The organism is Roseococcus sp. SYP-B2431 (assembly GCF_004336745.1).
Lineage (GTDB): Bacteria > Pseudomonadota > Alphaproteobacteria > Acetobacterales > Acetobacteraceae > Roseococcus.
Window position 1 is genome coordinate 775,733 of sequence record NZ_SJXD01000011.1, and the last position, 26,000, is coordinate 801,732.

At 70.6% G+C, this 26,000-nt stretch carries 24 protein-coding genes and 1 tRNA gene; 9 read left to right on the top strand and 16 right to left on the bottom strand.

Annotated features, from left to right (window positions below; translation table 11 throughout):
- Window positions 1-86: 86 nt before the first annotated feature.
- The 4 genes from EJV46_RS04940 to EJV46_RS04955 all read right to left on the bottom strand — a co-directional run bounded on the left by EJV46_RS04940 (window position 87) and on the right by EJV46_RS04955 (window position 5,823).
- Window positions 87-2,783, bottom strand: coding sequence for a valine--tRNA ligase (locus tag EJV46_RS04940; protein ID WP_131547463.1), 2,697 nt, complete (start codon window positions 2,781-2,783; stop codon window positions 87-89).
- Window positions 2,784-2,889: 106 nt separating this feature from the next.
- Window positions 2,890-3,462 carry a DUF2497 domain-containing protein gene (locus tag EJV46_RS04945; protein ID WP_131547464.1) on the bottom strand — a complete coding sequence of 191 codons (573 nt, stop codon included), beginning with the start codon at window positions 3,460-3,462 and terminating at the stop codon, window positions 2,890-2,892.
- Between the two features lie 40 nt (window positions 3,463-3,502).
- The gene (locus EJV46_RS04950) at window positions 3,503-4,969 is read right to left on the bottom strand and encodes a TolC family outer membrane protein (RefSeq protein WP_240782403.1); all 1,467 of its coding nucleotides are present in this window, start codon (window positions 4,967-4,969) and stop codon (window positions 3,503-3,505) included.
- A gap of 158 nt (window positions 4,970-5,127) precedes the next feature.
- A complete protein-coding gene (locus tag EJV46_RS04955) occupies window positions 5,128-5,823 on the bottom strand; it encodes a protein-L-isoaspartate O-methyltransferase (RefSeq protein WP_131547466.1) in 696 nt (231 codons plus the stop codon).
- A 123-nt stretch (window positions 5,824-5,946) separates the two neighbouring features.
- Between EJV46_RS04955 and EJV46_RS04960 the strand changes: the two genes are divergently transcribed.
- A tRNA-Cys gene (locus EJV46_RS04960) sits at window positions 5,947-6,020 on the top strand.
- A 21-nt stretch (window positions 6,021-6,041) separates the two neighbouring features.
- On the opposite strand, the gene EJV46_RS04965 is transcribed toward EJV46_RS04960, so the two are convergent.
- The 10 genes from EJV46_RS04965 to EJV46_RS05010 form a co-directional block, all read right to left on the bottom strand.
- The gene (locus EJV46_RS04965; RefSeq protein ID WP_131547467.1) at window positions 6,042-7,868 is read right to left on the bottom strand and encodes an SLC13 family permease; all 1,827 of its coding nucleotides are present in this window, start codon (window positions 7,866-7,868) and stop codon (window positions 6,042-6,044) included.
- Between the two features lie 12 nt (window positions 7,869-7,880).
- Window positions 7,881-9,692, bottom strand: coding sequence for an SLC13 family permease (locus tag EJV46_RS04970; RefSeq protein WP_131547468.1), 1,812 nt, complete (start codon window positions 9,690-9,692; stop codon window positions 7,881-7,883).
- A gap of 37 nt (window positions 9,693-9,729) precedes the next feature.
- On the bottom strand, window positions 9,730-11,268 hold the full coding sequence (locus EJV46_RS04975; protein WP_131547469.1) for an AbgT family transporter: 1,539 nt from the start codon (window positions 11,266-11,268) through the stop codon (window positions 9,730-9,732).
- Between the two features lie 16 nt (window positions 11,269-11,284).
- Complete coding sequence (locus tag EJV46_RS04980) at window positions 11,285-12,667, bottom strand: M20/M25/M40 family metallo-hydrolase (protein WP_131547470.1); 1,383 nt, start codon at window positions 12,665-12,667, stop codon at window positions 11,285-11,287.
- A gap of 164 nt (window positions 12,668-12,831) precedes the next feature.
- Window positions 12,832-13,299 (bottom strand): thioredoxin-dependent thiol peroxidase, encoded by a 468-nt coding sequence (bcp, locus tag EJV46_RS04985; protein ID WP_131547471.1) that lies wholly within the window; start codon window positions 13,297-13,299, stop codon window positions 12,832-12,834.
- Window positions 13,296-13,931: an aspartate/glutamate racemase family protein gene (locus EJV46_RS04990; protein ID WP_131547472.1), complete on the bottom strand. Its 636-nt coding sequence runs from the start codon at window positions 13,929-13,931 to the stop codon at window positions 13,296-13,298. The genes bcp and EJV46_RS04990 overlap by 4 nt, the downstream gene beginning before the upstream one ends.
- A 4-nt stretch (window positions 13,932-13,935) precedes the next feature.
- Window positions 13,936-14,385, bottom strand: coding sequence for a hypothetical protein (locus EJV46_RS04995; RefSeq protein ID WP_131547473.1), 450 nt, complete (start codon window positions 14,383-14,385; stop codon window positions 13,936-13,938).
- Window positions 14,386-14,414: 29 nt separating this feature from the next.
- Window positions 14,415-15,671, bottom strand: coding sequence for an MFS transporter (locus tag EJV46_RS05000; protein WP_131547474.1), 1,257 nt, complete (start codon window positions 15,669-15,671; stop codon window positions 14,415-14,417).
- A 112-nt stretch (window positions 15,672-15,783) separates the two neighbouring features.
- On the bottom strand, window positions 15,784-16,197 hold the full coding sequence (locus tag EJV46_RS05005) for a globin domain-containing protein (RefSeq protein WP_131547475.1): 414 nt from the start codon (window positions 16,195-16,197) through the stop codon (window positions 15,784-15,786).
- 107 nt (window positions 16,198-16,304) lie between these two features.
- Entirely contained in the window at window positions 16,305-16,727 is a 423-nt protein-coding gene (locus tag EJV46_RS05010; protein WP_131547476.1) for a globin family protein, read from the bottom strand.
- A 145-nt stretch (window positions 16,728-16,872) separates the two neighbouring features.
- Here EJV46_RS05010 and queA point away from each other — a divergent pair, with 145 nt between their 5' ends.
- The 8 genes from queA (at window position 16,873) to EJV46_RS05050 (ending at window position 23,714) form a co-directional block, all read left to right on the top strand.
- A complete protein-coding gene (queA, locus tag EJV46_RS05015) occupies window positions 16,873-17,943 on the top strand; it encodes a tRNA preQ1(34) S-adenosylmethionine ribosyltransferase-isomerase QueA (RefSeq protein ID WP_131547477.1) in 1,071 nt (356 codons plus the stop codon).
- Window positions 17,940-19,058, top strand: a complete 1,119-nt coding sequence (gene tgt, locus EJV46_RS05020; RefSeq protein ID WP_131547478.1) for a tRNA guanosine(34) transglycosylase Tgt — start codon at window positions 17,940-17,942, stop codon at window positions 19,056-19,058. The genes queA and tgt overlap by 4 nt, the downstream gene beginning before the upstream one ends.
- Entirely contained in the window at window positions 19,055-19,522 is a 468-nt protein-coding gene (gene queF, locus EJV46_RS05025) for a preQ(1) synthase (RefSeq protein ID WP_131547479.1), read from the top strand. Before tgt ends, queF begins: the two co-directional genes overlap by 4 nt.
- Before the next feature lie 60 nt (window positions 19,523-19,582).
- On the top strand, window positions 19,583-20,563 hold the full coding sequence (locus EJV46_RS05030) for an NAD-dependent epimerase/dehydratase family protein (RefSeq protein ID WP_131547480.1): 981 nt from the start codon (window positions 19,583-19,585) through the stop codon (window positions 20,561-20,563).
- A gap of 103 nt (window positions 20,564-20,666) precedes the next feature.
- On the top strand, window positions 20,667-21,542 hold the full coding sequence (locus EJV46_RS05035; protein WP_131547481.1) for a glycine betaine ABC transporter substrate-binding protein: 876 nt from the start codon (window positions 20,667-20,669) through the stop codon (window positions 21,540-21,542).
- The gene (locus EJV46_RS05040) at window positions 21,542-22,159 is read left to right on the top strand and encodes an ABC transporter permease (protein WP_131547482.1); all 618 of its coding nucleotides are present in this window, start codon (window positions 21,542-21,544) and stop codon (window positions 22,157-22,159) included. Before EJV46_RS05035 ends, EJV46_RS05040 begins: the two co-directional genes overlap by 1 nt.
- The gene (locus EJV46_RS05045; RefSeq protein ID WP_206020702.1) at window positions 22,159-22,803 is read left to right on the top strand and encodes an ABC transporter permease; all 645 of its coding nucleotides are present in this window, start codon (window positions 22,159-22,161) and stop codon (window positions 22,801-22,803) included. Before EJV46_RS05040 ends, EJV46_RS05045 begins: the two co-directional genes overlap by 1 nt.
- Complete coding sequence (locus EJV46_RS05050; RefSeq protein ID WP_131547483.1) at window positions 22,800-23,714, top strand: ABC transporter ATP-binding protein; 915 nt, start codon at window positions 22,800-22,802, stop codon at window positions 23,712-23,714. The genes EJV46_RS05045 and EJV46_RS05050 overlap by 4 nt, the downstream gene beginning before the upstream one ends.
- Here the strand turns inward: EJV46_RS05050 and egtD are convergent, their stop codons facing one another.
- Together egtD and egtB are read right to left on the bottom strand one after the other, a co-directional pair.
- Entirely contained in the window at window positions 23,715-24,674 is a 960-nt protein-coding gene (gene egtD, locus EJV46_RS05055; RefSeq protein ID WP_131547484.1) for an L-histidine N(alpha)-methyltransferase, read from the bottom strand.
- Entirely contained in the window at window positions 24,671-25,873 is a 1,203-nt protein-coding gene (egtB, locus tag EJV46_RS05060; RefSeq protein ID WP_131547485.1) for an ergothioneine biosynthesis protein EgtB, read from the bottom strand. Before egtB ends, egtD begins: the two co-directional genes overlap by 4 nt.
- Window positions 25,874-26,000: the final 127 nt, after the last annotated feature.

Genomic DNA, 26,000 nt, shown 5'->3' on the forward strand with positions numbered 1-26,000 from the left:
ACGCCAGGAAACCCCATTTCACCGGAGATGCAAGAACCTGAGGTTCTTGCCGGGGTGTTCGAGGGGCGGAGCCCCTCGATCTTTTCCTACCCGGCGATCCGCGCCATCGCCGCATCGAGCCGCGCAATCTCGGCCTGGGCATCGGCGAGCCGCTCGCGGTTTTCCTCGATCACCTCCTCCTTCGCCTTGGCGATGAATTCGGGATTGCCGAGCTTGCCGTTGATCTTCTTCACCTCGATCTCGGCCTTGGCGCGGTCCTTCGACAGGCGCGTGCGCTCCGCGCCGAGATCGATCACATCCGCCAGCGGCAGCATGAGCGTCGCCTCGCCGAGCACGCATTGCACCACGCCCTGGGGCGCGGCGCCGTCCAGCACCTCGATCCCGGTGACGCGTGCCAGGCGGCGGATCGCATCGATCCAGCGCCCGGCCCGTGCCAGCATCTCGGGCGACGCGCCCTGGACGAGCAGCTTCGTCGTGATGGAGGGCGGCACGTTCACCTCGGCGCGCACGGCGCGCACCTCGGAAATCAGGCGCACCACGCCGTCCAGCTCCGCGCGGGCCTCGGCGGCGTCGCGCACGGGTACGGCCTGCGGCCAGGCGGCGACGATCAGGCTGGCCTCTCCGCCATAGCCGAGCCGGGTCCAGAGCTCCTCGGTGACGAAGGGCATGACCGGTTGCAGCAGGCGCAGGACCACGCCGACCACATGCTGGGCCGCGCCCTTCACCTCGTCCTTCTCGGGCCCGTCGGGTCCGTTCAGCACGGGCTTGGCGAATTCGATGAACCAGTCGCAGAAGCTGTTCCAGGTGAACCGATAGAGCACGGCCGCGTATTCGTCGAAGCGGAAGGCGTCGAGTGCGGCGGTCGCCTCCGCGATGGCGGTGTTCGCGCCATCCAGGATCCAGCGGGCGAGCGGCCCCTGGGCGCCGTCGGGCGTCCAGGCGGGATCGGCGGCGATGCCGTTCATCTCCAGGAAGCGCGAGGCGTTCCAGAGCTTAGTGGCGAAGGCGCGATAGCCCTCCATCCGCGCCTTGGCGAGCTTGATGTCGCGCCCCGGCGAGGCCAGCGCGGCCAAGGTGAAGCGCACCGCATCGGCGCCATAGGCATCGATGAGCTCGAGCGGGTCGAGGACATTGCCCTTCGACTTGCTCATCTTCGCCCCCTTCTCGTCGCGCACGAGGCCGTGGATGACGACGTGCCTGAAGGGAACCTCGCCCATGATGTGGATGCCGAACATCATCATCCGGGCGACCCAGAAGAAGATGATGTCGAAGCCCGTCACCAGCACGTCGGTCGGGTAGTACTTGTCCAGCTCGGGCGTCTTGTCGGGCCAGCCGAGGGTCGAGAAGGGCCATAATCCGCTGCTGAACCAGGTGTCCAGCACGTCCTCGTCGCGCGTGAGCTCCACGTCGCGGCCGAATTTTTCCCGAGCCGCGGCTCGGGCGGTCTCTTCATCCTTCTCGACGAAGATGCTGCCCTCCGGCCCGTACCAGGCCGGGATGCGGTGCCCCCACCAGAGCTGGCGCGAGATGCACCAGGGCTGGATGTCGCGCATCCAGGCGAAGAAGGTGTTCTCCCACTGCTTGGGCACGAACTCGGTCTTGCCGGTCTCCACCGCCTCGATGGCCGGCTTCGCCAGCGTCGCGGCGTCGCAGTACCATTGCAGCGTCAGCCGCGGCTCGATCGGCACGCCGGAGCGGTCGCCATGGGGCACGGTGTTGGCGTGGGCCTCCACCTTCTCCAGGAGCTCCAGCCGCTCCAGCTCCGCCACGATGCGCTTGCGGGCCTCGAAACGGTCAACGCCCCCCAGAGAGCGGACGAAATCGGGATCGGCCGCGCCCTCCACCGCCCGCAGGTCGCCGCCGATCTCGTCGAGCCAGATGCGCGCCTCGGCGTCCAGCACGGAAGGCATGGGCAGGTCGTGCCGGCGGCCGACCTCGTAGTCGTTGAAATCGTGCGCGGGCGTGATCTTCACCGCGCCCGTGCCCTTCTCGGGGTCGCTGTAGTCGTCGGCCACGATCGGGATGGCACGGCCCACCAGCGGCAGGATGGCCCTCTTGCCGATCAGATCCTTGAAGCGCGGATCCTCCGGATGCACGGCGACGGCGGTGTCGCCCAGCATGGTTTCCGGCCGCGTGGTGGCGACGAGGATGTGGCGCCCCGGCTCGCCCTCGATCGGGTAGCGGAGCGTCCAGATCTGCCCCTTGGTCTCCCGGCTTTCGACTTCGAGGTCGCTGATCGCCGTCTGGAAGACCGGGTCCCAGTTCACCAGCCGCGTGTCGCGGTAGATCAGGCCTTCCGTGTGCAGCCGCACGAAGACCTCGATGACCGCCTTGGACAGGCCGGCATCCATGGTGAAGCGCTCCCGCGGCCAGTCGAGCGACGCGCCGAGGCGGCGAAGCTGGCGCGTGATGGACCCGCCGCTCTCCGCCTTCCATTCCCAGATGCGGTCCACGAAGGCCTCGCGGCCGAGTCCCCTCCGGGTCTGGCCTTGCGTGCCGAGCAGGCGCTCCACGACCATCTGCGTCGCGATGCCGGCATGGTCCATGCCGGGCATCCAGAGCGCGTCGCGCCCCTGCATGCGCCGGTAGCGGACCATCACGTCCTGCAGCGTGTTGTTCAGCGCGTGGCCGATATGCAGGCTGCCCGTGACGTTGGGCGGCGGGATGACGATGGTGAAGGGTTGCGCGTTGCTCTCCGGATGCGCGGAGAACGCGCCGGAGGCTTCGGAAGCGGCATAGAGCCGCGATTCCATCGAGGCGGGGTCGAAGGCCTTGTCGAGCATCGCGCAGAGGTCGAACGCGCGGCGCGGCGCGTCAAGTCCCCAGGGCCGGATCGTCTTCGCGCCCCATCGGCCCGAAGACGCGAATCAGCCCCGGCGCGGCGTCGGCTCAGCCCTGGCGGGACATCACCCGCTCGATCTCGGCGCGGACCAGCCGCTCCACCGTGGCCGGCAGATGGGCGTCGAGCCAGGCCTTCAGCATGGGCCGCAACTCCTCGCGCACGAGATCCTCGATGGACGGCCCCTGGCGGGTGACCGCCGCTCCGCGATCCTGGGCCAGCCGCGAGAGCTGGCCGAAGGCCGAGGCGGCGGCCGCGGCGGCCGTTGGATCGACGAGGCCGGAAGACGGCGGATCCTGGGGCTCCAGGGACATGAGGAAGGGCTCCGGCTGCGGGGGCTGCGGCGCGGCCCTGGGGCCGGGCTCGGCGGCGGATACGGGCGGCGACTCCTGGATGCGCGTGGGAGCCGGAGCGATCGCAATGGGCGCGGGCGTGGCCGCGACGGGCCCGGCGAGACTCTCGGGCGGCGCTATCATCATCTCGGGCGTGAGCTGGATCGCGGCAGAGGGCGCAGCAGGAGGCTTGGACGCGGAGGGGGTCGCAGCCGGCGAGGCCACGACGGTCGCCGCCGCCTGCTCGTCCTCGTTCAGGATCCGGCGGATCGAGGCGAGGATATCGTCCATCGACGGGTCCGTCCCGCCGGGGGGCCTGGAGGCCGACATCTCAGCGGCGAACGGCGGCGGTGGAGTAGTCCCCGATGCCGACCCAGCGGTTGCGCACGGCATTGTAGTAGGCCGTCATGTCGTAGACCTCGACCGGCAGGCCGAGATCCTGGGCCGTCAGCCGCCCGATCGAGGCCGCCAGCGCATAGGAGCCGGTGATCACCGAGGAGAGCGCGTTCACGAGGCTGGTGCGCGCGTTCAAAAGCTCCTGCTCGGCGTTCAGCACGTCCAGCGTGGTGCGGCTGCCCACGATCGCCTCGCGCTGCACGCCGTCCAGCGCGATCTCCTGGGCGCGGATCTGGGCCCGGACGCTGTCGACCTGCGAGCGGTTGCTGCGCAGCGTCTCCCAGGATTGAGAGGCGTTCTGGGCCGCCAGGCGGCGCTGCTCGTCCACCTGGGTGATGGTCTGCTGGGCCTGCTGGCGCGCCTGGCGCACCGCCGAATGCTCGGCGCCGCCCTGGAAGAGGGGCACGGAGAGGTTGATGGTGGCCTGGCCGCCCGTCTGGCGGGTATGCGCAGTGGTCTGGTTGTCCTGCCGGAAGGCCTGGGCATTGGCCGAGATCTGCGGCAGCAGGACCGACATCTGCACGTCGATGTTGTCGCGCGCCGAGGCCGCGGCGAAGAGCGCCGCCACCACGTTCGGGTTGTTCGCGATGGCCACGGCCTGGGCCTCGGCGGCGCTGCGGATGGGCACGTTCAGCGGCTGCGGATTGGTCAGCCGCTGCGGCGCGGCGCCGATCACGCGCTCGAAGGTGGCGCGGGCGATCTGCAGCGTGCCCTCGGAATTGGTGCGCGTGGCGCGCGCGCCGGCCAGCCGGCTCTCGGCCTGGGCGACGTCGGTGCGGGTGATCTCGCCGACGCGGAAGCGCTCATTAGTGGCCTGGAGCTGGCGGGTCAGCACCTGCTCGTTGTTGATATTGAGGCGCAGCAGCTCCGAATTCTGGATCATGCCGATATAGGCCTGGACGGCGTCGCCCAGCACCTGCTGCTCGACGGCGAGCAGGCGGGCACGCTGCGCCAGCACGGTGTTCTCCGCCTGGCGGGTCTGCGCCACGGTCCGGCCGCCGCGATAGATCGGCTGGGTCAGCGTCATGGTGGCCGAGGCGGGGGTGCGCTCCTGCCGAATGGTCGAGGGAATCGGGCCCTGGGTGCCGTTGGTGAGCGGGCCCACCGGATCGCGGAAGAAGAAGCTGCCGTCGGGGCGGAAGAACTGGGTCTGGCTGCGGGTGCGGACATCGGCCGCGCCGGCGCTGCCGGCCATGACCACCGTCGGCCGCCACCCGGCCAGCGCCTGGGGCACGCCCTCGTCCACGGCGCGGAGCTGGGCGCGCGCGGCCAGCAGGGTCGGGTTGTTGTTGTAGGTCGCGGCCAGGGCCTGCTGCATCGTCTGCGCAGATGCGGGCGCAGCTGCGAAATGCCCCGCCGTGAAGAGACCGGCCGCCGTGGCGGACAGGAGAACAAACCTCATGCCCAGATGCATATGACCCAACTCCGTTCCCGCTGCCGCCGATTATAGCCGCTTCCGGGCATATCGCACCACCGCCGGAAAATTGAAGGCTTCCTTCGGCGGGCGAGCCAAGGGCGCCCTCGCGCCCGCGATCGCGACGCTTGAAACGGCAGGCCGTCTCAGAAGACGAAGCCCGGCGCCGGAGCGAAGTCCGCCAGGAGGGGGCCGGCCGCATCCGGGCCCGCCACCTCGGTCAGGCCGCCGCCGAGCTTCCGCAGCATGAGGATGCGCCCCGTCCCACCCGGCTCGCGCCGGATGACGAGGAGGCGCCCGCCCTCGCCGAGCTGCGAGCCCAGCGCCGCGGGCACGGCTTCCACCGCCCCCTCGATCAGGATGAGCCGGTAGGGCGCGCCGGAGGGCACGCCTCCCCGCGGGTCGGCGTTCACCATCGTGGGGCGGTTGCCGTGCAGGCCGAAGCCGAAGGCCCGCTCGGAAGGGCCCGCCAGGGCGGCGTCGGATTCGACGGCCGTGACCTTCAGGCCCATCCGGGCCAGCACCGCCGCGCCGTAGCCGCTGCCGGCCGCGAGCACCAGGGCGCGCTCGCCGGGCTGGGGCAGCGCGAGCTGGATCATCTTGGCCAGCACCATGGGCGCCAGCATGGCGCGGCCGCCGCCCAGCGGCACCGCCTCGTCCGCATAGGCGCGCGGGCGCAGCGCGGGCGGCAGGAAGGCCTCGCGCGGGATCTCGCCCATGGCGCCGAGCAGCAGCGGGTCGGTGATGCCGTTCGGGGTGAGCTGGCCGTCCACCATGAAGCGCCGGGCCCGGGGGAAGTCCTCTTCGATCGCCGGAACGTCGGCCACCAGGCTCTGCGCCATATCCACTCACCTCAATCCTGATCGGGGGGGTTATAGGGTGGGCGGCGCGCGCCGGAAAGCAGCCTGCCTTGACCGAAACGCCGCCGGGCCCGATACAACGCGGCCTGAGGGGAAGACCCTGATGGTCCGATGGCCGAGTGGTTAGGCACAGGTCTGCAAAACCTGCTACGGCGGTTCAATTCCGCCTCGGACCTCCATCCCTTCTCCCTTGAGCCTGCTCACAGCGGCAGCAGGATCGGCACCATCAGCACGCTGACGGCCATCACGATCAGGCTCAGCGGCACGCCGACCTTCACGAAATCGCCGAAGCCGTAATTGCCCGGCCCCACCACCAGCGTGTTCACCGGCGAGGAGATCGGCGTCATGAAGGCCGTGGAAGCAGCGAGCGCGATGATCATCGCGAAGGGATAGGGCGAGGCCCCCATGTCCCGCGCCACCGCCAGCGCCACGGGCGCCATCAGCACGGCCGTCGCCGTGTTGGAGATGAACAGTCCCAGCATCGCCGTGATCAGGAAGAGCAGCCCCAGCACCATGCGCGGCGAGGCATTGCCGGCGATCGCCGTCACCGCCTCGGCCGCCAGCTCCACGCCGCCGGTCCGCTGCAGGGCCAGTGAGAAGGGCAGCATGCCCACGATCAGGATCAGGCTCTTCCAGCTGATGGAGCGGTAGGCCGAGTTCATGTCGAGGCAGCCGAACGCGCCCATCAGCAGGCAGCCGATCAGCGCCGCATGCACATTGGGTACCAGCCCGCTGATCATGAGGCCGATCGTCAGCGCCAGGATGGCCACGGCCTGCGGCGCCTTGCTTGCGGCTGGCAGCACCTCCTCCATCTCGGCCGGCAGGCTGAGCACCACCATCTCGGAGGGTTCGGATTGCAGATTGCGGATGTCCGACCAGAAGCCGGTCAGCAGCAGCGTGTCGCCGACCTTGAGCTGCTCCTCGAGCAGCCCCTCGCTCAGCACCTTCCGCCCCCGCCGCAGCCCGATGACGGTCAGGCCCGATTCGGAGCGCACCCGCGCCTGCAGCACCGTCTGGCCCACCAGCGGCGAATCGGCGGGAATGATAACCTCCACCATGCCGATCTCCTGCGAGCGGTCGGTGACATAGCCGCCATCGCCGAGCGGCAGGATCTGGAGCCGGTACTTCTCCCGCAGCGCCTCGATCTCGACATCGGGCAGGATGACGTCGAGCAGCATGATGTGCCCGGCCTCCAGCACCGTTCGCGCCATGGGGCGGATCACCTCGGTCGAGAAGCGGCCGCCGATCTCGATGGCCAGCAGGTTCACGCCGCTGGCGCGCAGTTCCAGGTCGTCCAGCTTCTGCCCGACCAGCGGCGAGCCCATCATGATCCGCACGCGATAGGCGCGCCGGTTCAGCCCGTATTGCTCCACCCAGCCCGGCAGGCTGGGGCGCCCCTGCCGTCCCAGGACCGGCTTCGTGCTGGGCAGCAGGCGGCGGGCGAAGAGCATGTAGGCCGTGCCGATGATCAGCATGGGAAGGCCGAAGGGCGTGAAGGCGAAGAAACCGAAGCTCTCGCCGCCCTGGCGCACCAGCTCGGCGTTCACCACGAGGTTCGGCGCGGTGGCGACCAGCGTCATCATGCCGCTCATCAACGCGGCGATGCTGAGCGGCATCATGAGCTGGCTCGGCGCCGTGCCGGTGTTCTGGCAGATCCGCAGCACGACCGGGATGAAGATCGCCACCACCGCCGTCGAGCTCATGAAGGCACCGAGGAAGCCCGAGGCCAGCATCAGCAGCACCAGCATCCGCGTCTCGCTGCGGCCCGCCCTGGCGTTCAGCCAGTCGCCCATCAGCCGCGCGACGCCCGTGCGCACCAGCCCCTCCCCGATGACGAAGAGGGCCGCGATCAGCACGATATTGGGATCGGAGAAGCCCGCCAGGGCCTCGTTGATCGTGAGGACGCCGGTCAATGGCATCACCGCGATCATGATGAGCGCGACCGCGTCCATGCGCGGGCGGTTCGCCACGAACATGCCGATGGCGGCGCCGAGCAGGAGGAGGACGAGGATCAGGTCGATGTTCATGGGGGATGCCCCTCAGAATGGCCAGAAGACGGGCACGAGGAAGGTCGCGATCAGGAAGGACCAGCCGAGCAGCGGCAGGCCGAGCTTCCAGTAGTCGCCGAAACGATAGCCGCCGGGCCCCTGCACCATCAGGCTGGCGGAGGAGGCGATGGGCGTGAGGAAGGAGGCCGCGGCCGCGACGGCCACGACGACCAGCGTCGTGCGCGGCGAGATGCCGATCCCGGTCGCCGTCGCGATCGCGACCGGGATGAGGATCAGTGCCGTCGCCGTGCTGCTGATGAGCTGGCCGAGCAGCGCCGTGAGCACGAAGAGCGCGGCCAGCATCTTGTAGGGGCTGGCCTCGCCGAGCAGGCCGACCAGCGTGTCGGCGATAAGCTCGGCGGCGCCCGTCTTGCGCATCGCGATGGAGAGCGGGATCAGCGAGGCGATCATGATCAGCGCCGTCCAGTTGATCGCCCGATAGGCCCGCTCGGCCTTCAGCGCGCCCGACAGCACCGTCGCGCAGGCCGCCGTGACGCCGGCGATGACGCTCGGCACCACGCCCGTCGCCAACGCGGCGACCATGGCCAGCAGGATCGCGACCGCCCGCGCCGCCCCCGTGCCGAGCGGGATGGCCTGGCCACGGATGGCCTCCGGCGAAGCCACCACCAGCACGTCCGGGTCGTCCGAATGCTTCTCCAGCGCCTCCCAGCGGCCCTGGATCAGCAGCGTGTCGCCAGCGGCCAGGGTCACCTTGCCCGGACCCAGATTCTCGCCGCGCCGCTGGATGCCGAGGATGATGAGGTCGCCCTCCGGCGTGACCATGCCGGGGAAGACCGTGTCGCCGATCAGCCCGGAGCGCGGCGGCAGCACCACCTCGGTGAAGCCGTGGGTCTGGTTGAACAGCGAGGCGCTGAGCTCGGCGCGCTTGGCCGGCTCGGCATGCTCGAGGCGCTTCTCGGCGGCGAAATCGGCGATGGCCTGGGACTCGCCGCGCATGAAGAGGATGTCGCCCGCGGCCAGCACCGGACTGGCCATGGGCGGTGCCTTGCCGCCGGGCCGGATGGCGATAAGGCTGAGGCCCGGGCGGTTCTCGGCCTCGACCGCCGGGCTGGGCTGACCGACGAAGGGTGAATCCGGCGTGATCACCAGGCGGTGCATGCTCTCGAAGACCTCGTACTGCTCGGCCAGCGTGCCGGAGTGCCGGCTGAGGTCCTGCGGGATGCCGCGCCCGGCGCGCATCGGCAACAGGCGCTCGCCGAAGAAGACGACGATCGTGACCGTTCCCGCCAGAAGCGGGATGCCGACCGCCGTCACCTCGAAATAGCCGAAGGGGGCCATGCCGGCCTCCGTCGCGGCATCCGAGACCAGCACGTTCACCAGGCTGCCGGTCAGCACCAGCATCGAGCCCGAATAGGAGGCGAAGGCCAGCGGCATCATCAGCTGCGAGGGGGACCAGCCCAGCCGCACCGCCACCAGCACCAGCACCGGCAGCAGCGCGGAGACTGCTCCGCTGGAGCCGATCAGGGCGGTGAGGAAGCCCACCAGCAGCATGGACAGCACGAGCAGCCGCCGGCGGCTCTTGCCGGCCTGGGCGATCAGCAGCTTGCCGGCCCAGGCGGTGACGCCGGTCGCGTCCAGGCTCGCGCTCACCACGAAGAGCGAGGCGATGAAGAGCACAGTCGTGTCGCCGAAGCCTGCCAGCGCCTCGTGATGGTCGAGGATGCCCGTGAAGTAGAGGGTGAGCGCGGCCGCCAGCGCCACGGGGGCGACGGGCACGCGGTTGGAGACGAAGGCCAGCACCATCACTCCGATAACGGCGAAGGTGATGGAGATCTCGTTCACGGCGCGCCGCGACCTTGGCCGCCCCCGGCCCCCGCGCTCAGGCCCCGAGGCCCCAGGGCAGGCCCGTCAGGTACCAGGCGACCAGGAAGAGGGTCCAGACCACGCTCAGCAAGACCACATAGGGAAGCATCAGCGCGATCACGGTGCCGACGCCCGCATCCTTCTGATACTTGATGGCGAAGGTCACGATCATGGCGAAATAGGCGTTCAGCGGCGTGATGGCGTTCATCGGCGAATCGCCCACGCGATAGGCCGCCAGCACCGCCTCGGGCGACATGCCGAGCTGCATTAGCAGCGGCACGAAGATGGGCGCGAAGATGGCCCATTTCGCGATCGCCGCCGTGATGATGAGGTCGAGCAGGAAGACCACCACCACGAAGCCGACCAGCAGCCAGATCGCGTTGAGATTGGCGCGCGTCAGCACCTCGGCCAGCGATACGGCCGCCAGCGTCGCCATGTTGGTGTAGTTGAAGAAGGCGATGAACTGGCTGATCACCAGCAGCAGCAGGATCAGGCCGGACAGGCTCGCGATCGCCTTCTGCATGGCGCCGATCACGTCGTTGGTGGACTTCATCGTCCGCGCGCCGAGGCCGTAGGCCGTGCCGCAGACCAGGAAGACCAGCGCGATCGAGACGATCAGGCTGTTCATGAAGGGCGAATTGCCGATGATCGCGCCTGTCTCCGGGTTCCGCAGCGGCGCCCCCGGCGGCAGGGTCAGCACGGCGAGGAAGGCGAGAACGGCGATCATCCCCCAGAGCGCCCAGCGCAGGCCCCGCCCCTCGTCGTCCGAGAGGCCGGTGTCGCCCTCCAGCCTGTAGTCGCCGACATAGGTGCCCAGGCGCGGCTCGATCACCCGCTCGGTGATCAGTGCGATCAGGACGGTGAGCATCGCGACCGAGGCGATGGAGAACCAGAGGTTGGCCGCGAGGTCGATCGAGACGTTGGGATTCACCAGCGCGATGGCGTCGTTGGTGATCTCGGTGAGGATGCCGTCGGTCGGCACGATCAGCACGTTGACGAGGAAGGCCGAGGCCACCGCCGCGAAGGCCGCCGCCAGCCCCGCCAGCGGATGCCGGCCCACGCTCAGGAAGGCCGCCGCCGCCAGCGGGATCAGCACCAGGTAGCCCGCATCGGCCGCGATGGAGGAGACGATGCCGACGAAGACCAGGATATAGGTCAGCGCCTTGGGCGGCGCGACCACGACCAGCTTGCGGATGAGCGCCTTGACCAGCCCCGCCTCCTCCGCGACGCCCACGCCCACCATCGCGATGATGATGACGCCCACCGCATTGAAGTTCATGAAGTTCTGGACGATGCCGGTGAACATGAACCGGATGCCCTCGACGGTGAGCAGGCTGCGCGCCGCGACCGTCATGGGCTCGACCGTGTCCGCCTCATAATTCACCTGCTGGAAGGAGACGCTGGCGCCCATCGCGCCGAGGATGGCGGAAAGGGCGATCACGATCACGATCAGGATCACGAAGATGAGGACCGGGTGCGGCACCCGGTTGCCGACGCGCTCGACGACATCGAGCATCTTCTGCATCGCGGTCTTGGGTTCGGCGGCGGCGCTCATCGGGATCGGTCCTCGTCTAGCGCGAAAGGGCGTCGAGAATGCGCGCCCAGGAGCGGATGCCGCGCCGGAAGCACTCCAGGTCGTATTTCTCGTTGGGGCTGTGGATGCGGTCGTCCTCCAGGCCGAAGCCGGCGAGGATCACATCCATCCCCAGCGCCTTCTTCAGCTCATGCGTCACGGGGATGGAGCCGCCGCCGCCGATGAAGACGCCAGGCTTGTTCCATTCGTCGCTCAGCGCCTGGCGGGCCTTCTCGAATTCCGGCGCGTCGATCGGGAAGCGGATGGCTTGGCCCGAACCGTGCTCGATGAACTCGGCACGGCAGTCCGCGGGAACGTTCGCCTGCACATAGTCGCGAAAGGCCTTGCGGATCGCATGCGGATCCTGGTCGAAGACCAGCCGGAAGGAGATCTTCGCCGAGGCCATGGCCGGGATCACGGTCTTGAAGCCGGCGCCCTGGTAGCCGCCGCCCATGCCGTTGATTTCGCAGGTGGGGCGCGACCAGGTCATCTCCAGCACCGACCGCCCCTTCTCGCCGGCCGGGACCGAGAGGCCCACCGCACCGAGGAATTTTTCCGCATCGAAGCCCAGCGTGTCCCATTGCGCGCGCAGCGCGTCGGACAGCTCCGGTACGCCGTCATAGAAGCCCGGCAGCGTCACGCGGCCATTCTCGTCGTGCAGCCCGGCGATAATCTTCGCCAGCACGCGGTTCGGATTGGCCGCGGCTGAGCCGTAGAAACCGGAATGCAGGTCGCGGTCGGCGGCGTGGATGATCACCTCCTCGCCGCAGAGCCCGCGCAGCATGGTGGTGATGGCCGGGGTCCGCGCGTCCCACATATTGGTGTCGCAGATCAGGCCGATATCGGCCTTCAGCTCCGCCGCATTCGCCTGGAGGAAGGGCGGCAGGTTCACGCCGCCGCTCTCCTCCTCGCCCTCCAGGAGGATGGAGACCGGGATGGGCAGCCCGCCGGTGACGGCCTTCCAGGCGCGGCAGGCCTCGACGAAGGTCATGAGCTGTCCCTTGTCGTCCGCCGTGCCGCGGCCGCGGAGGACCTTGGCGCCGTCCTCGCGCGTCTCGATCGCGGGCTCGAAGGGATCGCGGGTCCAGAGCTCCAGCGGATCCACGGGCTGCACGTCGTAATGCCCGTAGAACAGCGCCGAGGGGCCGGTCGCGTTGCGGTCATGCGCGACGACCATGGGGTGGCCCGGGGTCGGCCGGGCGCTGGCCTCGAAGCCGATGCTGGCGAGGTCGGCCACATGCCAGTCGGCGCATGCCTTGCACTCGCCGGCGAAGGCGGGATCGGTGGAGATGGATTTGATCCGCAGGGTCTCGAAGAGGCGCGCGAGCGCCGCGTCGAGATCGGAATCGATATGCGCGAGAACCTGGTCGAGCTCTGCCATGGGGGCCTCCGGAGGGACGTGTGCGCGAAGCCTGCCCCTGGCGCTCGCGCGCCGAAACCCCGCTCCCGCCCGGTCTGGAAGGCTACTGGCTCACGCCAGGGGAGACATGCGCCCGGCGTCCCGCGCCTTGGCGGATCGTCCCACAGCTTCTCCGGCAGACCGCCTTACAGAGCCTTCGCCGCCTCCAGCACCTGGGCCGCGTGGGCCTCGGGCTTCACCTTGCGCCAGACGGCCGCGATCTTCCCGTCCCTGTCGACCAGGAAGCTCGACCGCTCGAAGCCCATGTACTTACGCCCCATGAAAGTCTTCTGGACCCAGGTGCCGTAGGCCTCGGCGAGCTGGTGCTCGGGGTCGCTCGCCAGCGGGAAGGTCAGGTCGAACTTCCTGGCAAACTTCTCAATGGCCGGCATGGGGTCGGGACTGACCCCGATGATCGCGAGGCCCGTCCTGCCCAGGGCCGGAAGCGCCTCCTGGATGCCGCAGGCCTGGGCGGTGCAGCCGGGCGTGCTCGCCTTGGGGTAGAAGTAGAGCAGATACGGCTTCCCCTTCAGCGCCTCCGCGCTGACCCTGCGCCCGCCCGAGGCCGCCAGCGCGAAGCCCGGCGCCGGATCGCCGACGGCCGGTCCGGTCAAGCGAGCATCCTTTTCAGCTTGCGCACGGCGCTGTCCGGCGTCGAGAAGACGGGCAGGCCCGTGGCCCCCGCCACCATCGGCGCCACATGCGCCAGGCTGAACTGGCCGAGCGCGATGGCATCGCAATCCTTCAGCGCCAGCGAGGCCTCCATGGCCAGCCGGTCATGCGCCGCGACGTCGCCGGCGTCGAGCGCCGCGAGCGCGCCCTCGGCCAGGCAGGGCACGACCTCGATGCCGAGAGGGAACTCCGGCGGCATGGAGGACAGCGTGCCCGGGAAGGTCGCGAGCAGCCCGATCTTCCTCGCGCCCGAGGCCAGGATCTCCTCGATCATCGCCTCGTTGGGCTTGAGCACGGGCATGGGCGCGTGCTCGGCCGCGACGGCCTCGATGCAGGGCCCGAAGGCCGAGCAGGTGAAGAGGATGGCGTCCGCGCCCGTCCCCGTGGCGTAGTCGCCCAGCGCGCGGAAGCGCTGCGTCATCTCCGGCGTCAGCTTCCCCTGGCGGGCGAGGTCGGCCGAGAGGCTGTCGTCCATCAGGTTCATGAGCGTGTTGCCGGGCCAGAGCCTGGCGAAGGCGGCCTCGATCGGCGGCGGCGAGTGGCGCAGCGCGTGGATCAGCGTGATGCGGGGCACCGGCTCAGCCCTTGCAGCGCTTCAGCGGGCTCGGAAACTCGCGGCAATCGGTGAAGAGCACCTCGTCGTCGCTCACCCGGCGAACGCGCAGGATATTGGGGTTGTTGTCGCAGCCAAAGCCGGATTCCGGCACCGCGGCGCGGCCGGGCGTCGGCACGAAGCGGAATTCGAGGCCGTCGGGGATGATCGCCACGGTCTCGATCGCCCGCTGGCGGAAGGCCACGTCGAGGCTGGAGACGCGCATCACGATGTCGCGCGTCACGATGACGGTGACGTTGCCGAAGCAGGCCGGCCCCTGGGTCTCGGTGGCCGGGAAGATGCCGCCGGTCCAGCCGCCGAACATCCATTCGTGGGGCGGGCCCTGGCGGGTCTGCGCCCGGGCGGCCTGGGGGAGCGCGAGCGAAGGCGCGGCAAGCAGGCCGGACATGAGGGGAAGCAGCGAACGTCGGCGCATGAAAGCTCCTGGCAGGTTGGCCCTGCCCCCTATGTAGCCCGCCCGGCCGGCGGCGTCAGGCCCGGGACGGGAGATGGCGGGCCAGCCTTGGTCGGCCCATCCTTGATTGGCCCATCCTTGATCGGCAGGTGGATGAAGGCCGCGAAGGCCGCGAAGGCGATGCTGACGCTCCACATCAGGTCGTAGCTGCCGGTCAGGTCGAAGATGTAGCCGCCCAGGAAGGCGCCGGTGAAGCCGCCGAGCTGGTGGCCCAGGAAGACGATGCCGAAGATAGTGGCCAGCCAGCGCGTGCCCCAGTTGCGCGCGCAGAGCGCCACGGTCGGCGGCACCGTCGAGAGCCAGAGGATCCCCATGAAGGCGGAAAAGATCAGCACGTTGGTCGTGGTCTTCTCGGCATAGAGGAAGACCGCCATCAGCACGCCGCGCAGCGCATAGATCGCGACCAGCAGCTCGCGCCGCTTCCAGCGCTGGGAAAGCTCGCCCGAGCCGAGCGAGCCCACCACGTTGAACAGCCCGATCAGCGCGATCGAGGCCGCGCCGACCGAGGCCGGCAGGTGGCAGGTCGCCACGAAGCCCGGGAGGTGGACGGCCAGGAAGCTCACATGCACGCCGCAGACGAAGAAGCCGGCGAAGAGGCACCAGAAGCTCGGCGAGGAGGTGGCGGCGCGCAGCGCCTCCCCGGCCGTCTGCTCGGTGGTGCCCGGCTTGGGCGGCGCCGGCGCGGCGCCGAGCGGCAGGGAGAGCGGCACCATCAGCAGCGCCATCCCCGCCATGAGGAAGAGCGCCCCCTGCCAGCCCGCGAGGTTGATTCCGAGCTGGCTGAGCGGCACGACCAGGAACTGGCCGAAGCTCGAGCCCGCCGTGCCCAGGCCCACCGCGCGGCCGCGCATGTGCTCGGGCAGGCCGCGCGTGAGGGCCGCGCTGATCACCGGCATCCCGGCGGCGGCCACGGCCACGCCCATGACGACGCCCGCGAAGAAGGTGAAGAGCGGCAGCCCCTCGCTCAGCGCCATGCCGAGGATGCCCGCCGCGTAGAGGATGGCGCCGCCCAGCACCACGGGCCGCGCCCCGATCCGGTCGGCGACCTGGCCCGCGAGCGGCTGGGCGAAGCCGTTCAGCAGGACCTGGAAGGCGATGGCCAGCGCGAAGCCCGAGGTGGACCAGCCGCGCTCGGCCGTCATGGGGGCGAGGAAGAGGCCGAAGCTCTGGCGCAGGCCCATGGCCAGGGCGGCGGCCGCGACGGCGCAGGCAATGAGAAGCCCGGCATTGCGGGTCGTGGCGGACATGCTTTTCCCGGACTCCCCCTGGAAGGCGGCATCTTCCACGGCTCGCGGTGCCGCAGCAAATGCGCCCGACGCATGGCGGGCCATGCGCCTGGCGCTGATCAGACCGTGGCCGTCAGACCACCCATGCGGGACGCTCCTGGGCGGCCATCGTCGCCGTCAGTTCGCGATAGGCTTTGTTCCAGGCGGCGCGCAGCTCGGGGGAGAAATCCTCGGCCAGGCATTCCTCCAGCATCCATTCCAGCGCCTCGCCGACCGGGCGGTGGTGCTCCGGCCGCAAGCCGAGGCGCAGCGCCACGTCGCGGGCGATCGGCAGCAGCCGTTCCGGCCGGTCCAGCGTCGCCACCGCGTAGCCCAGGGCCGCGATGAACCGCGCGCCCTGCACCCGCATGTCAGCGCTGGTGAAGAGGCCGCGCAGGGCGGGATCGATACGGAAAAGCCGCCCGTAGAAGAGGATCGCCGCCGGCGAGGCGAGGGCCGCGACCTGCGCGAAACTCCGGCGGATCAGCCGGATGCCCTTCTCGTCCATAGCCCGTTCCCCCGCGGCGTTGGAGGGAGCCTGGGCGCGCCATGTCGCAGCCATTTGCTGCCAGAGGGCGGGAATTGTCGCATGTGCCGCGCGAGCCGCCGCGGGGGTCATGCCGCCATCTCCACATAGGCCGCGTCGGTCATCGCCGCCGCCAGGGTCACATAGGCTTCGGCCCATGCGGCGCGCAGCTCCGGCGTGAAGCCGTCGCCCAGGCCCTTCTCCAGCGTCCAGAGCAGCGCCTCCCCGACCGGGATATAGTGCTCGCGCCGCACGCCGTAGCTCAGATGGCGCACCGCCAGGTCCCGCGCCACGGGAAGCAGGCGCTCGGGCCGGTCGAGATGGGCGACGACGAAGCCCAGCGCCGTCATCAGCTTGGCACCCTGGGACGTCATGCGCGCGGGATCGAACAGCCGCTCCACCGAGGGGTCGAGGTCGAAGAGCCGGCCGTAGAAGAGGCGCGCCGCCTGCGGGGCGATGGCCGCGACCTTGGGGAAGCTTGCGCGCACCAGCTCGATCCTGTGGGCATCCATGTCGGCATCTCCTGTCCGGAGAAGTTTTCGCAGCCGCCTGTCGCAGCCTGACGCCGGGATTTGTCGCGTCCGTCGCGATATGGAAGGTGTTCCCGGCTTCCGGGAATTTGCGCCGGACGCGACCGCGGGGTAACCGCCACGGCCCATGACGCTCGCCACATCCGACTTCGACTATGCGCTGCCCGAGGCCGCGATCGCCCAGGCGCCCCTGCGCCCGCGCGACGCCGCCCGGATGCTGGTCGTGCGCGGCGGCACGCTGGAGGATCGCGGCGTGCGCGACCTGCCCTCGCTGCTCGAGCCCGGCGATGTGATGGTCGTGAACGACACGCGCGTGATCCCCGCCCGGCTGCGCGCGCGCCGCGGCGAGGCGCGCATCGAGGTCATGCTCAACCGCGCCGAGGGCGACGGCAGCTGGCATGCCTTGATCCGCAATGCCCGGCGGCTGCGGGTGGGCGACGAGATCGCGATCGAGGGCGCCGAGCTGACGGCCCGCGTGCTGGAAAAGTTCGAGGGCGGCAGCGCGCGGCTGGATTTCGGCACCGATCCCGCGCGGCTGATGGCGGCGCTGGAGCAGGCCGGCGAGATCCCCCTGCCCCCCTATATCCAGCGCGAGGCCGGCCCCGGCGCCGAGGACCGCGCCGACTATCAGACCGTCTTCGCGGCGCGGCCCGGCGCCGTCGCCGCCCCCACGGCCAGCCTGCATTTCACGCCCTGGCTGCTGGCCGCGCTGGAGGCGCGGGGCGTGAAGCGGGCCACGGTCACGCTGCATGTCGGCGCCGGCACCTTCCTCCCCGTGCGCGAGGAGGACCCGCGCCGGCACGTCATGCACCACGAATGGGGCGAGCTCGGCGCCGAGGCCGCCGCCATCATCAACGCGGCGCGCGCCGAAGGCCGGCGCATCCTCTGCTGCGGCACGACGGCGCTGCGGCTGCTGGAGACCGCCGCGCGTGGGGTGGAGGACCGCCATGCGCCGATCCCGGTGTTTTCCGGCCTCACCGACATCTACATCCTGCCCGGATTCCCCTTCCGGGCCGCCGACCTGCTGATGACCAACTTCCACCTGCCGAAATCCACCCTGCTCATGCTGGTCTCCGCCTTCGCGGGAACGCGGCGGATGCGGCGCGCCTATGCGCATGCGGTGGCCGAGGGCTACCGCTTCTTCTCCTATGGCGACGCCTCGCTGCTCTTCCGCGAGGAGGCGGACCTCACGGCATGACCCTGCAATGGTCCCACCAGCAGTCGGACGGCCGCGCCCGGGCCGGCACGCTGCACACGGCGCATGGCACGGTGCCGACGCCGGTCTTCATGCCCGTCGGCACCGCCGGCACGGTGAAGGCGATGACCGCCGACGCCGTGCGCTCCACCGGCGCGCGGATGGTGCTGGGCAACACCTACCACCTCATGCTCCGGCCGGGCGGCGAACGGATCGCGCGGCTGGGCGGGCTGCACCGCTTCATGGACTGGAAGGGCCCGATCCTCACGGATTCCGGGGGTTTCCAGGTGATGAGCCTCTCCGGGCTGCGGAAGATGGACGCGGACGGGGTCACCTTCCAGTCCCATGTGGACGGCTCGAAGCACCGCCTCACGCCCGAGCGCAGCGTGGAGATCCAGCGCCTGCTCGGCGCCGACGTCACCATGTGCTTCGACGAATGCACCCCCTTCCCCGCCACCCATGACGAGGCCGCGAAGTCCATGCGCCTCTCCATGCGCTGGGCAGCGCGGTGCCGGAGCTGCTTCGAGGCGCGGGACGGCCATGGGCTCTTCGGCATTGTCCAGGGCAGCACCTATGAGGATCTGCGCGCGGAGAGCGCCGCCGCCCTCACCTCCGTCGGCTTCGAGGGCTATGCCATCGGCGGCCTCGCCGTCGGCGAGGGGCAGGAGGCGATGTTCTCCACCCTGGACTTCACCGTGCCCATGCTGCCCGAGACCCAGCCGCGCTACCTGATGGGCGTGGGCAAGCCCGCCGACCTGCTGGGCGCCGTCCGCCGGGGCGTGGACATGTTCGACTGCGTGATCCCGACCCGCTCCGGCCGCATGGGGCGGGCCTATACCGCGCGCGGCCAGCTCAACCTGCGGAACGCCCGCCACGCCGAGGACGACCGGCCGCTGGACCCGGACTGCGCCTGCCCCGCCTGCCGCGGCCACAGCCGGGCCTATCTGCACCACCTGCTGAAATGCGACGAGATGCTCGGCCCGATCCTGCTGACCTGGCACAACATCCAGTACTACCAGGATCTGATGGCGCGGATGCGCGGGGCGATCCTTGAAGGGCGCTTCGAGGCGGAGGCCGCGGCGATCGAGCGAGGATTGGCCGGGGAGGAGCAGACATGAGCACCAGGACCGAGACGGGCGGCCTCACCCAGCTGGGCGCCCATACCCCCCTGCCCGCCTCGCCGGACCAGGCCGTGCTGGAGCGCGTGCCCAACCCGCATGCCGATCTCGCCTATTGCATCCGCTTCGCCGCGCCGGAATTCACCTCGCTCTGCCCGCTGACCGGCCAGCCGGATTTCGCGCATCTGGTGATCGACTACGTGCCGCGCGGCTGGATCGTGGAGAGCAAGAGCCTGAAGCTCTTCCTCGGCAGCTTCCGCAACCACGGGGCCTTCCACGAGGCCTGCACGGTGGACATCGCGCGGCGGCTGGTGGCGCTGCTGGACCCGGCCTGGCTGCGGATCGGCGGCTACTGGTATCCGCGCGGCGGAATCCCGATCGACGTCTTCTACCAGACCGGCGCCCCGCCCGAAGGCGTCTGGATTCCGCCGCAGGACGTGCCGGGCTATCGCGGCCGCGGATAGACCTCGCATTGACCGCGGCAGCCGGCCACAGCATAGGGCAGCGGCAGGGAGACTGACGAAATGGGGCGCGTTCTCGTGACCGGCGCGGCCGGCTTTATCGGCGCACATCTCTGTCGCGCCTTGCTGGCACGCGGCGAGGAGGTGATCGGCCTCGACAACCTGAACCCCTATTACGACCCCGGGCTGAAGGAGGCGCGGCTTGCGGCGCTGACCGCCGATGCAGGCCCGTCCCAGTTCGCCTTCTTCCGGATGGACCTGGCGGATGTGGAGGGCGTGCTCCGGCTCATGGGGCCGGACGGCGGCATCGACCGCGTCGTGCACCTGGGCGCCCAGGCCGGGGTGCGGTGGTCGCTCGAGGCGCCCTTCGCCTATACCAGCGCCAATGTGACCGGCCATCTTTCCGTCCTGGAGGGCGTGCGGCGCAGCGAGGGGCGCATTCGCCACACGGTCTATGCCTCGACCAGCTCGGTCTATGGCTCCCGCGAGGACGGCCCCTTCCGCGAGACGGACCGGACCGACCGTCCGGCCTCGCTCTATGCCGCGACCAAGCTCGCCGGCGAGATGATGAGCAAGGCCTATGTGGACCTCTACGGGCTGTCGCTGACCGGGCTGCGCTTCTTCACGGTTTATGGGCCCTGGGGGCGACCGGACATGGCCTATTGGCTCTTCACCGAGGCCATGCTGAAGGGCGAGCCGATCCGGCTGTTCAACGAGGGGCGGATGATGCGCGACTTCACCTTCGTGGACGACATCGTGGCGGGCGTGGTCGCGGCGCTGGACCATCCGCCGGCCGCGCCCGCGCACCGGGTGTACAATATCGGCAACAGCCGGCCGGAGCCGCTGCTGGACCTGGTGGCGATCCTGGAAGAGCTCCTGGGCGTGAAGGCCGGGCGGGTGCTGATGCCGATGCAGCCGGGGGACGTGCCGGGAACCTTCGCGGATGTCTCGGCGATGGAGCGGGACTTCGGGTGGCGGCCAACGACGGACCTCAGGGCGGGGCTGGGGCGGTTCGTGGAGTGGTGGCGGGGGTATTTCCGATAGCCTTCGCTTCGCCGGGAGTCGTCGAGGGCTGCGAGTTCTTCGCGGCCTCAGGCGCCCGCCGTGTTCGCCTGGAAATTTGCGCCGCTTCCGATAGGATGCCGCCGTGACCCTCGCACGGCGCGCCTCGCTCTCCTTGCCCTGGCTGTTGCCCAGCGTGGCAGGCGCCAGCCCGCGGATTCGCGTGGGCTCCAAGAACTTCACCGAACAGCTGGTCGTCGGCGAGCTCTACGCGCAGACCTTGGAAGCCCAGGGCATGACGGTCGAGCGGCGCCTCAATCTCGGCGGCACCGCCATCGCGCAGAGCGCCCTGCTGAGCGGCGAGATCGACCTCTATCCGGAATACACCGGCACAGGTCTCGGCGTGGTGCTCCGGGAACCCCTGGAAGGCGATCCGGCCGGCATCCTCGCCAGGGTCCAGGCCGGCTATGCCGAACGCTTCGACCTCCGGTGGATCGCCCCCTCCGGCATCGACAACGGCAATGCGCTCCTGGTCACCCCAGCCACCGCGCGGCGGCTCGACCTCGCCACCCTGTCGGACCTCGCCCGCGAAGCGCCCAAGCTCACCCTCGCGGCCGGCAACGAGTTCGCCGACCGGGCGGATGGCCTGCCGGGGCTGCGCAGGGTCTACGGCATGCAGTTCCGCCGCTTCCGGCAGTTCTCGGCGCTGGGCCTACGCTACGCGGCGCTCGCGCATGGCCAGGCGGATGTCGTGAACGCCTATGCGACGGACTGGCAGATCGCCGTGGGCGGCTACACCTCCCTGGTGGACGACCGCCGGCTCTGGCCCCCGTATCAGCTCTGCGCCGTGATCCGCGGCGCGGCCCTGCGCGACGCGCCCGGCCTCGAAGCGCCGCTGGCCGCGGTGAGCCGCCGGCTGGACAATGCGGTGATGCAGCGACTGAACCGCGAGGTCGATCAGGACGGCGATGAGCCGCGCGATGTCGCACGCCGCTTCCTCGCGGCACGGAACCCTGGCTGATGCGATGGACCGGGCGGAACCTGGACACCATCCTGGCCGCGACGGCCAACCATCTCGAACTCGTGCTCGCGTCGCTCGTCATCGCGCTGGCGCTGGCCCTGCCGCTCGGCCTGCTCGCGGCCGGGAGGCCGAGGCTGAGCGCCTGGCTGCTCGGCGGCGCGAGCCTCCTCTACAGCCTGCCGACGCTGGCGGTCTTCGCGCTGCTGGTGCCGGTGATCGGCCTCGGCTTCGCGCCGGCCTTGCTCGCGCTGGTGACCTACGCGCTGCCGGTGCTTCTGCGCGCGATCGTGGCCGGCATCACTGCCGTGCCGGAGCCCGTGAAGGAGGCGGCGGCGGGGATGGGCCTCGGCCCCTGGCAGCGACGCTGCCGTGTCGAGTTTCCGCTGGCCCTGCCTGTTCTGCTGGGCGGGCTGCGCGTCGCTTCCGTCACCGTGGTCTCGGCCGCGACCGTCGCCGCCTATATCGGCGCCGGCGGGCTGGGGACGCTGATCCTCACCGGGCTGGACCAGGGACATACGGAGAAGATCCTGGTGGGCGCCTTCCTGGTCGCCGCCCTCGCGCTCCTGCTGGACCAGGCCCTGGGCGCGGTGCAGCGGCGGCTGCCGAGGATCGCATGATGGGGATGCTCGGCGAGACGCTGGCCTGGCTGCGGGCCCATCCCGGGGCCTTCTCCGGGGCGGTGGCCGAGCATGTTCTGCTCTCGCTGGTCGGGCTCGCCATGGGGATCGGCGTGGCGGTGCCGCTCGGGCTCGCGGTCGCGCACCGTCCGCGCCTGGCGGAGCTCGCCATCTCCCTGGCCGGCGCGCTTCGAACCGTGCCAAGCCTGGCCGTGCTGGCGGCCCTGCTGCCGCTGCTGGGCGTAGGGTTCACGCCCTCGGTGATCGCGCTGGCGCTGCTCGCGGTTCCGCCGGTGCTGGTGAACCTGCTCGCCGGGATCCGGGGCGCCGATCCGGCGGCCGTCGCCGCCGCGACGGGGCTCGGCATGTCGCCCGGCCAGGTGCTCTTCCGGGTCGAGCTGCCCCTGGCCCTGCCCCTGCTCTTCTCCGGGCTGCGTGTCGCCGCCGTGCAGGTGGTCTCCGCCGCCGCCCTCGCCACCTTCATCGGTGGAGGCGGGCTGGGCGATCTCGTCACCCAGGGCCTGGCCCTTCTGGACACCGGCCGCATGCTGCTCGGCGCGGCGGCGATCGCCGCGCTGGCCCTGCTGACGGAGGCCGGCTTCGGCCTGCTGGAGCGCCGGCTGCAACGGAGGGTTCAGGCATGATCCGGCTGGAAGGGCTGACCAAGTGCTGGCCGGGCGCCGCGAAACCCGCAGTGGCAGATGTCACCCTGGACGTGCCGGAAGGGACGAGCTGCGCCCTGATCGGCCCTTCCGGCTGCGGCAAGACGACCACGCTGCGCATGGTGAACCGCCTGGTCGAGCCCTCCGCCGGCCGCGTCCAGATCGCCGGCGAGGATGCCCTGCGGCAGGACCCGGTCCGGCTTCGGCGCCGCATCGGCTACGTGATCCAGGAGGTCGGCCTCTTCCCTCATCGCAGCATCGCGGAGAACGTCGCGACCGTGCCGGTGCTGCTGGGCTGGGACACGGCGCGGATCGGGCGGCGCGTGGCGGAGGTGCTGGAGCTCGTCGGCCTGCCGGGCTTCGCCGACCGCCGTCCGCACGAATTGTCGGGCGGCGAGCGCCAGCGGGTGGGCGTGGCCCGTGCGCTGGCGGGCGATCCCCCGGTCCTGCTCATGGACGAGCCCTTCGGCGCGGTGGATCCCCTGCGCCGCCGCCAGCTGCAGGACGAGGTGCTGAAGCTGCTGCGCGAGCTGGGCAAGACCGTGCTCGTCGTCACCCACGACGTCGCGGAGGCGATGCGCCTGGGGGATGCCGTGGCGATCCTGAGGGACGGCGCGCTGGTGCAGCACGCGCCCCCGGCGGAGCTGCTGGCCCACCCGGCCGACGGCTTCGTGGCGGAGTTCCTCGGCACCGATCGCGCGCTGACGCGGCTCGAACTCTTTCCCGCCACGGCGGCGCGGGGCGATGCGGCCGCAGCCGGCCCGCCCCTGCCCGCGGATGCGACCTTGCGGGATGCCCTGTCGCAGATGCTCGCCCGTGGCGCCCGCGCGGTGCCGCTGGCGGAGGGCGGCTCGGTGACGCTGGAGGCCCTTCTGGAGAAGGCCGCGACCTGATCAGGCTTCCAGCAGCCAGACCGAGAAGAGCTGCTCCGGATCGGTCCACATCCGGGCCGGCCGCCAGCCCGCGCTCTCCGCCAGCGCCCGCAGGCGATCCGGCCGATACTTGTGGCTGCTTTCGGTGTGGATGCTCTCGCCGGCACCGAAGCGGAAGCGATGCCCGGCGACCAGCACGCTCTGGGCATGCCGCGCCACCAGATGCATCTCGATCCGCTCCAGCTCGACATTCCAGCGCGCCTCGTGACGAAAGGCCGCGAGGTCGAAATCGGCGCCGGCCTCGCGGTCCAGCCGCGCCAGCAGGTTGAGGTCGAAGGCGGCCGTGACGCCGGCGGCGTCGTCATAGGCGGCCTCCAGGATCGCGGCCGACTTCACGAGGTCGGCGCCGAGCAGCATCCGCGCCCCTGGCCGCAGGCTGGCCCGGGCCCTCCGCAGGAAGGCGACGGCCTCCTGCGGCTCGAAATTGCCGATGGTGGAGCCGGGGAAGAAGCCCAGATGGGTCGTGCTGCCGGCGGCCCGCCCGGCCAGGTCGAAGGGTAGCGTGAAGTCCGCCACCACGGGCCGGACCCGAAGGCCGGGGAAAGCGGCGGACACCCGCCCGGCCGCCGCCTCCAGCCACTCCGCGGCGATATCGACGGGAAGGTAGGCCGCTGGGGCCTGGAGGGTGCCGAGCAGTTGCACTGCCTTGGCGCCGTCGCCGGGACCGAATTCGACGACCGCCGCGCCGGGACCGATGGCCTCCGCGATCGCCGCGCCGCTTTCCTCCAGGATCCGCATCTCGGTGCGGGTGGGGTAGTATTCCGGGAGCCGGGTGATGGCTTCGAACAGCCGGCAGCCCTCGGCGTCGTAGAGCCATTTGCAGGGCAGCGTCTTCGGCGTGCCGGCCAGCCCGGCCAGCGCGTCGGCCCGCAGCGCCTGGGCCTGCGCCGTTGCGGCGTCGCGATCGACGGCGCCGCTCACGCCGCATCCTCCGCCAGCCGGAGGCCGGTGAACTGCCAGCGCGCGCCGGGCGGGAAGAAGTTGCGGTAGCTCGGGCGCGCATGTCCGGGCGGGGTGGCCAGCGACCCGCCGCGCAGTACCATCTGCCCGATCATGAACTTGCCGTTGTACTCGCCGACGGCGCCGGCCCAGGGCGTGAAGCCGGGATAGGGCCGGTAGGCGCTGCCCGTCCATTGCCAGGCGATGTCGGCCCGCTCGGCGAAGCCCGGCAGGGCCGAGGCGGCCTCCCATTCCTGTTCGGTCGGCAGGCGCTTGCCGGCCCAGCGGGCGAAGGCGTCGGCCTCGTACCAGGAGACGTGGCGGACGGGCAGGCGCGGATCGACCGGCCGCATTCCGCCCAGGCCGAACTGCCACCAGCTGTCGTCGCGACGCTCCCAATGGAGCGGCGCCTCCCAGCCCTCGGCCTGGCAGGCGGCCCAGCCGTCGCTCATCCAGAGAAGCGCGTCCCGGTAACCGCCCTCCTCCATGAACGCGAGCCATTCGCCGTTGCGGACCAGCCGGTCGGCGATCCGGAAGGGCGCCAGATAGGCCCGGTGGCGCGGAGTCTCGTTGTCGAAGGCGAAGCCCGCGCCGGCATGGCCGATCTCCACCATGCCCTCGGGCCCGTCGAGCATGCGCGCCGGGCCGGCGACGCCCTGCGGCTCGCGCCAGGCGGCGTCATAGGCGGGCCGCAGCGGATTGCCGGAGAGGGCGTGCAGGATGTCGGTCAGCAGCAGCTCCTGATGCTGCTCCTCGTGATGGAGACCGAGCTCGATCAGCGGCAGCGCCTCGGCCGGCGGGTCGCGCAGCAGCTCCGCCATCGCGGCGTCCACCGCGACGCGATAGGCGGCGACCTCGTCGTTGCCGGGACGGGTGAGGATGCCGCGCTGCGGCCGCGCATGCCGCGGGCCCGCCGCGACGTAATAAGAGTTGAAGAGGACGGCGAAGTCCTCGTCGAACCGCCGGTAGCCGGGCAGGAAGGGCAATAGAAGAAAGGTTTCGAAGAACCAGGTGGTGTGCGCCCGGTGCCATTTCGTCGGGCTGGCATCCGGCATCGACTGGACGACCTGATCCTCCGCCGAAAGCGGCACCGCCAGGGCCTCGGTCCTCGATCGTGTCCGCGCATAGCCTTCGGCCAAGGCGCGCGCGGGGTCCGTCGCCCGGGGATGCATGACGTTCATGGATGGATCTTCCTCCAGCTTCCGACACGCTGCCGGCCCATTTCTCTCGCCGTGGAGCACGGTCGATCGTCATAGAGTCCCGGAACGGTCTCCGGGTTTCAGCAGGGCCCGCTCGTCCGGCCCGCTG

Coding starts and splice junctions, on each gene's coding strand:
- EJV46_RS04940 (WP_131547463.1), bottom strand. CDS start 2,783: ATGCTCGACAAGGCCTTCGACCCCGCCTCGATGGAATCGCGGCTCTAT.
- EJV46_RS04945 (WP_131547464.1), bottom strand. CDS start 3,462: ATGGACGATATCCTCGCCTCGATCCGCCGGATCCTGAACGAGGACGAG.
- EJV46_RS04950 (WP_240782403.1), bottom strand. CDS start 4,969: ATGAGGTTTGTTCTCCTGTCCGCCACGGCGGCCGGTCTCTTCACGGCG.
- EJV46_RS04955 (WP_131547466.1), bottom strand. CDS start 5,823: ATGGCGCAGAGCCTGGTGGCCGACGTTCCGGCGATCGAAGAGGACTTC.
- EJV46_RS04965 (WP_131547467.1), bottom strand. CDS start 7,868: ATGAACATCGACCTGATCCTCGTCCTCCTCCTGCTCGGCGCCGCCATC.
- EJV46_RS04975 (WP_131547469.1), bottom strand. CDS start 11,268: ATGAGCGCCGCCGCCGAACCCAAGACCGCGATGCAGAAGATGCTCGAT.
- EJV46_RS04980 (WP_131547470.1), bottom strand. CDS start 12,667: ATGGCAGAGCTCGACCAGGTTCTCGCGCATATCGATTCCGATCTCGAC.
- EJV46_RS04995 (WP_131547473.1), bottom strand. CDS start 14,385: ATGCGCCGACGTTCGCTGCTTCCCCTCATGTCCGGCCTGCTTGCCGCG.
- EJV46_RS05000 (WP_131547474.1), bottom strand. CDS start 15,671: ATGTCCGCCACGACCCGCAATGCCGGGCTTCTCATTGCCTGCGCCGTC.
- EJV46_RS05005 (WP_131547475.1), bottom strand. CDS start 16,197: ATGGACGAGAAGGGCATCCGGCTGATCCGCCGGAGTTTCGCGCAGGTC.
- EJV46_RS05010 (WP_131547476.1), bottom strand. CDS start 16,727: ATGGATGCCCACAGGATCGAGCTGGTGCGCGCAAGCTTCCCCAAGGTC.
- queA (WP_131547477.1), top strand. CDS start 16,873: ATGACGCTCGCCACATCCGACTTCGACTATGCGCTGCCCGAGGCCGCG.
- tgt (WP_131547478.1), top strand. CDS start 17,940: ATGACCCTGCAATGGTCCCACCAGCAGTCGGACGGCCGCGCCCGGGCC.
- queF (WP_131547479.1), top strand. CDS start 19,055: ATGAGCACCAGGACCGAGACGGGCGGCCTCACCCAGCTGGGCGCCCAT.
- EJV46_RS05030 (WP_131547480.1), top strand. CDS start 19,583: ATGGGGCGCGTTCTCGTGACCGGCGCGGCCGGCTTTATCGGCGCACAT.
- EJV46_RS05040 (WP_131547482.1), top strand. CDS start 21,542: ATGCGATGGACCGGGCGGAACCTGGACACCATCCTGGCCGCGACGGCC.
- EJV46_RS05045 (WP_206020702.1), top strand. CDS start 22,159: ATGGGGATGCTCGGCGAGACGCTGGCCTGGCTGCGGGCCCATCCCGGG.
- EJV46_RS05050 (WP_131547483.1), top strand. CDS start 22,800: ATGATCCGGCTGGAAGGGCTGACCAAGTGCTGGCCGGGCGCCGCGAAA.
- egtB (WP_131547485.1), bottom strand. CDS start 25,873: ATGAACGTCATGCATCCCCGGGCGACGGACCCCGCGCGCGCCTTGGCC.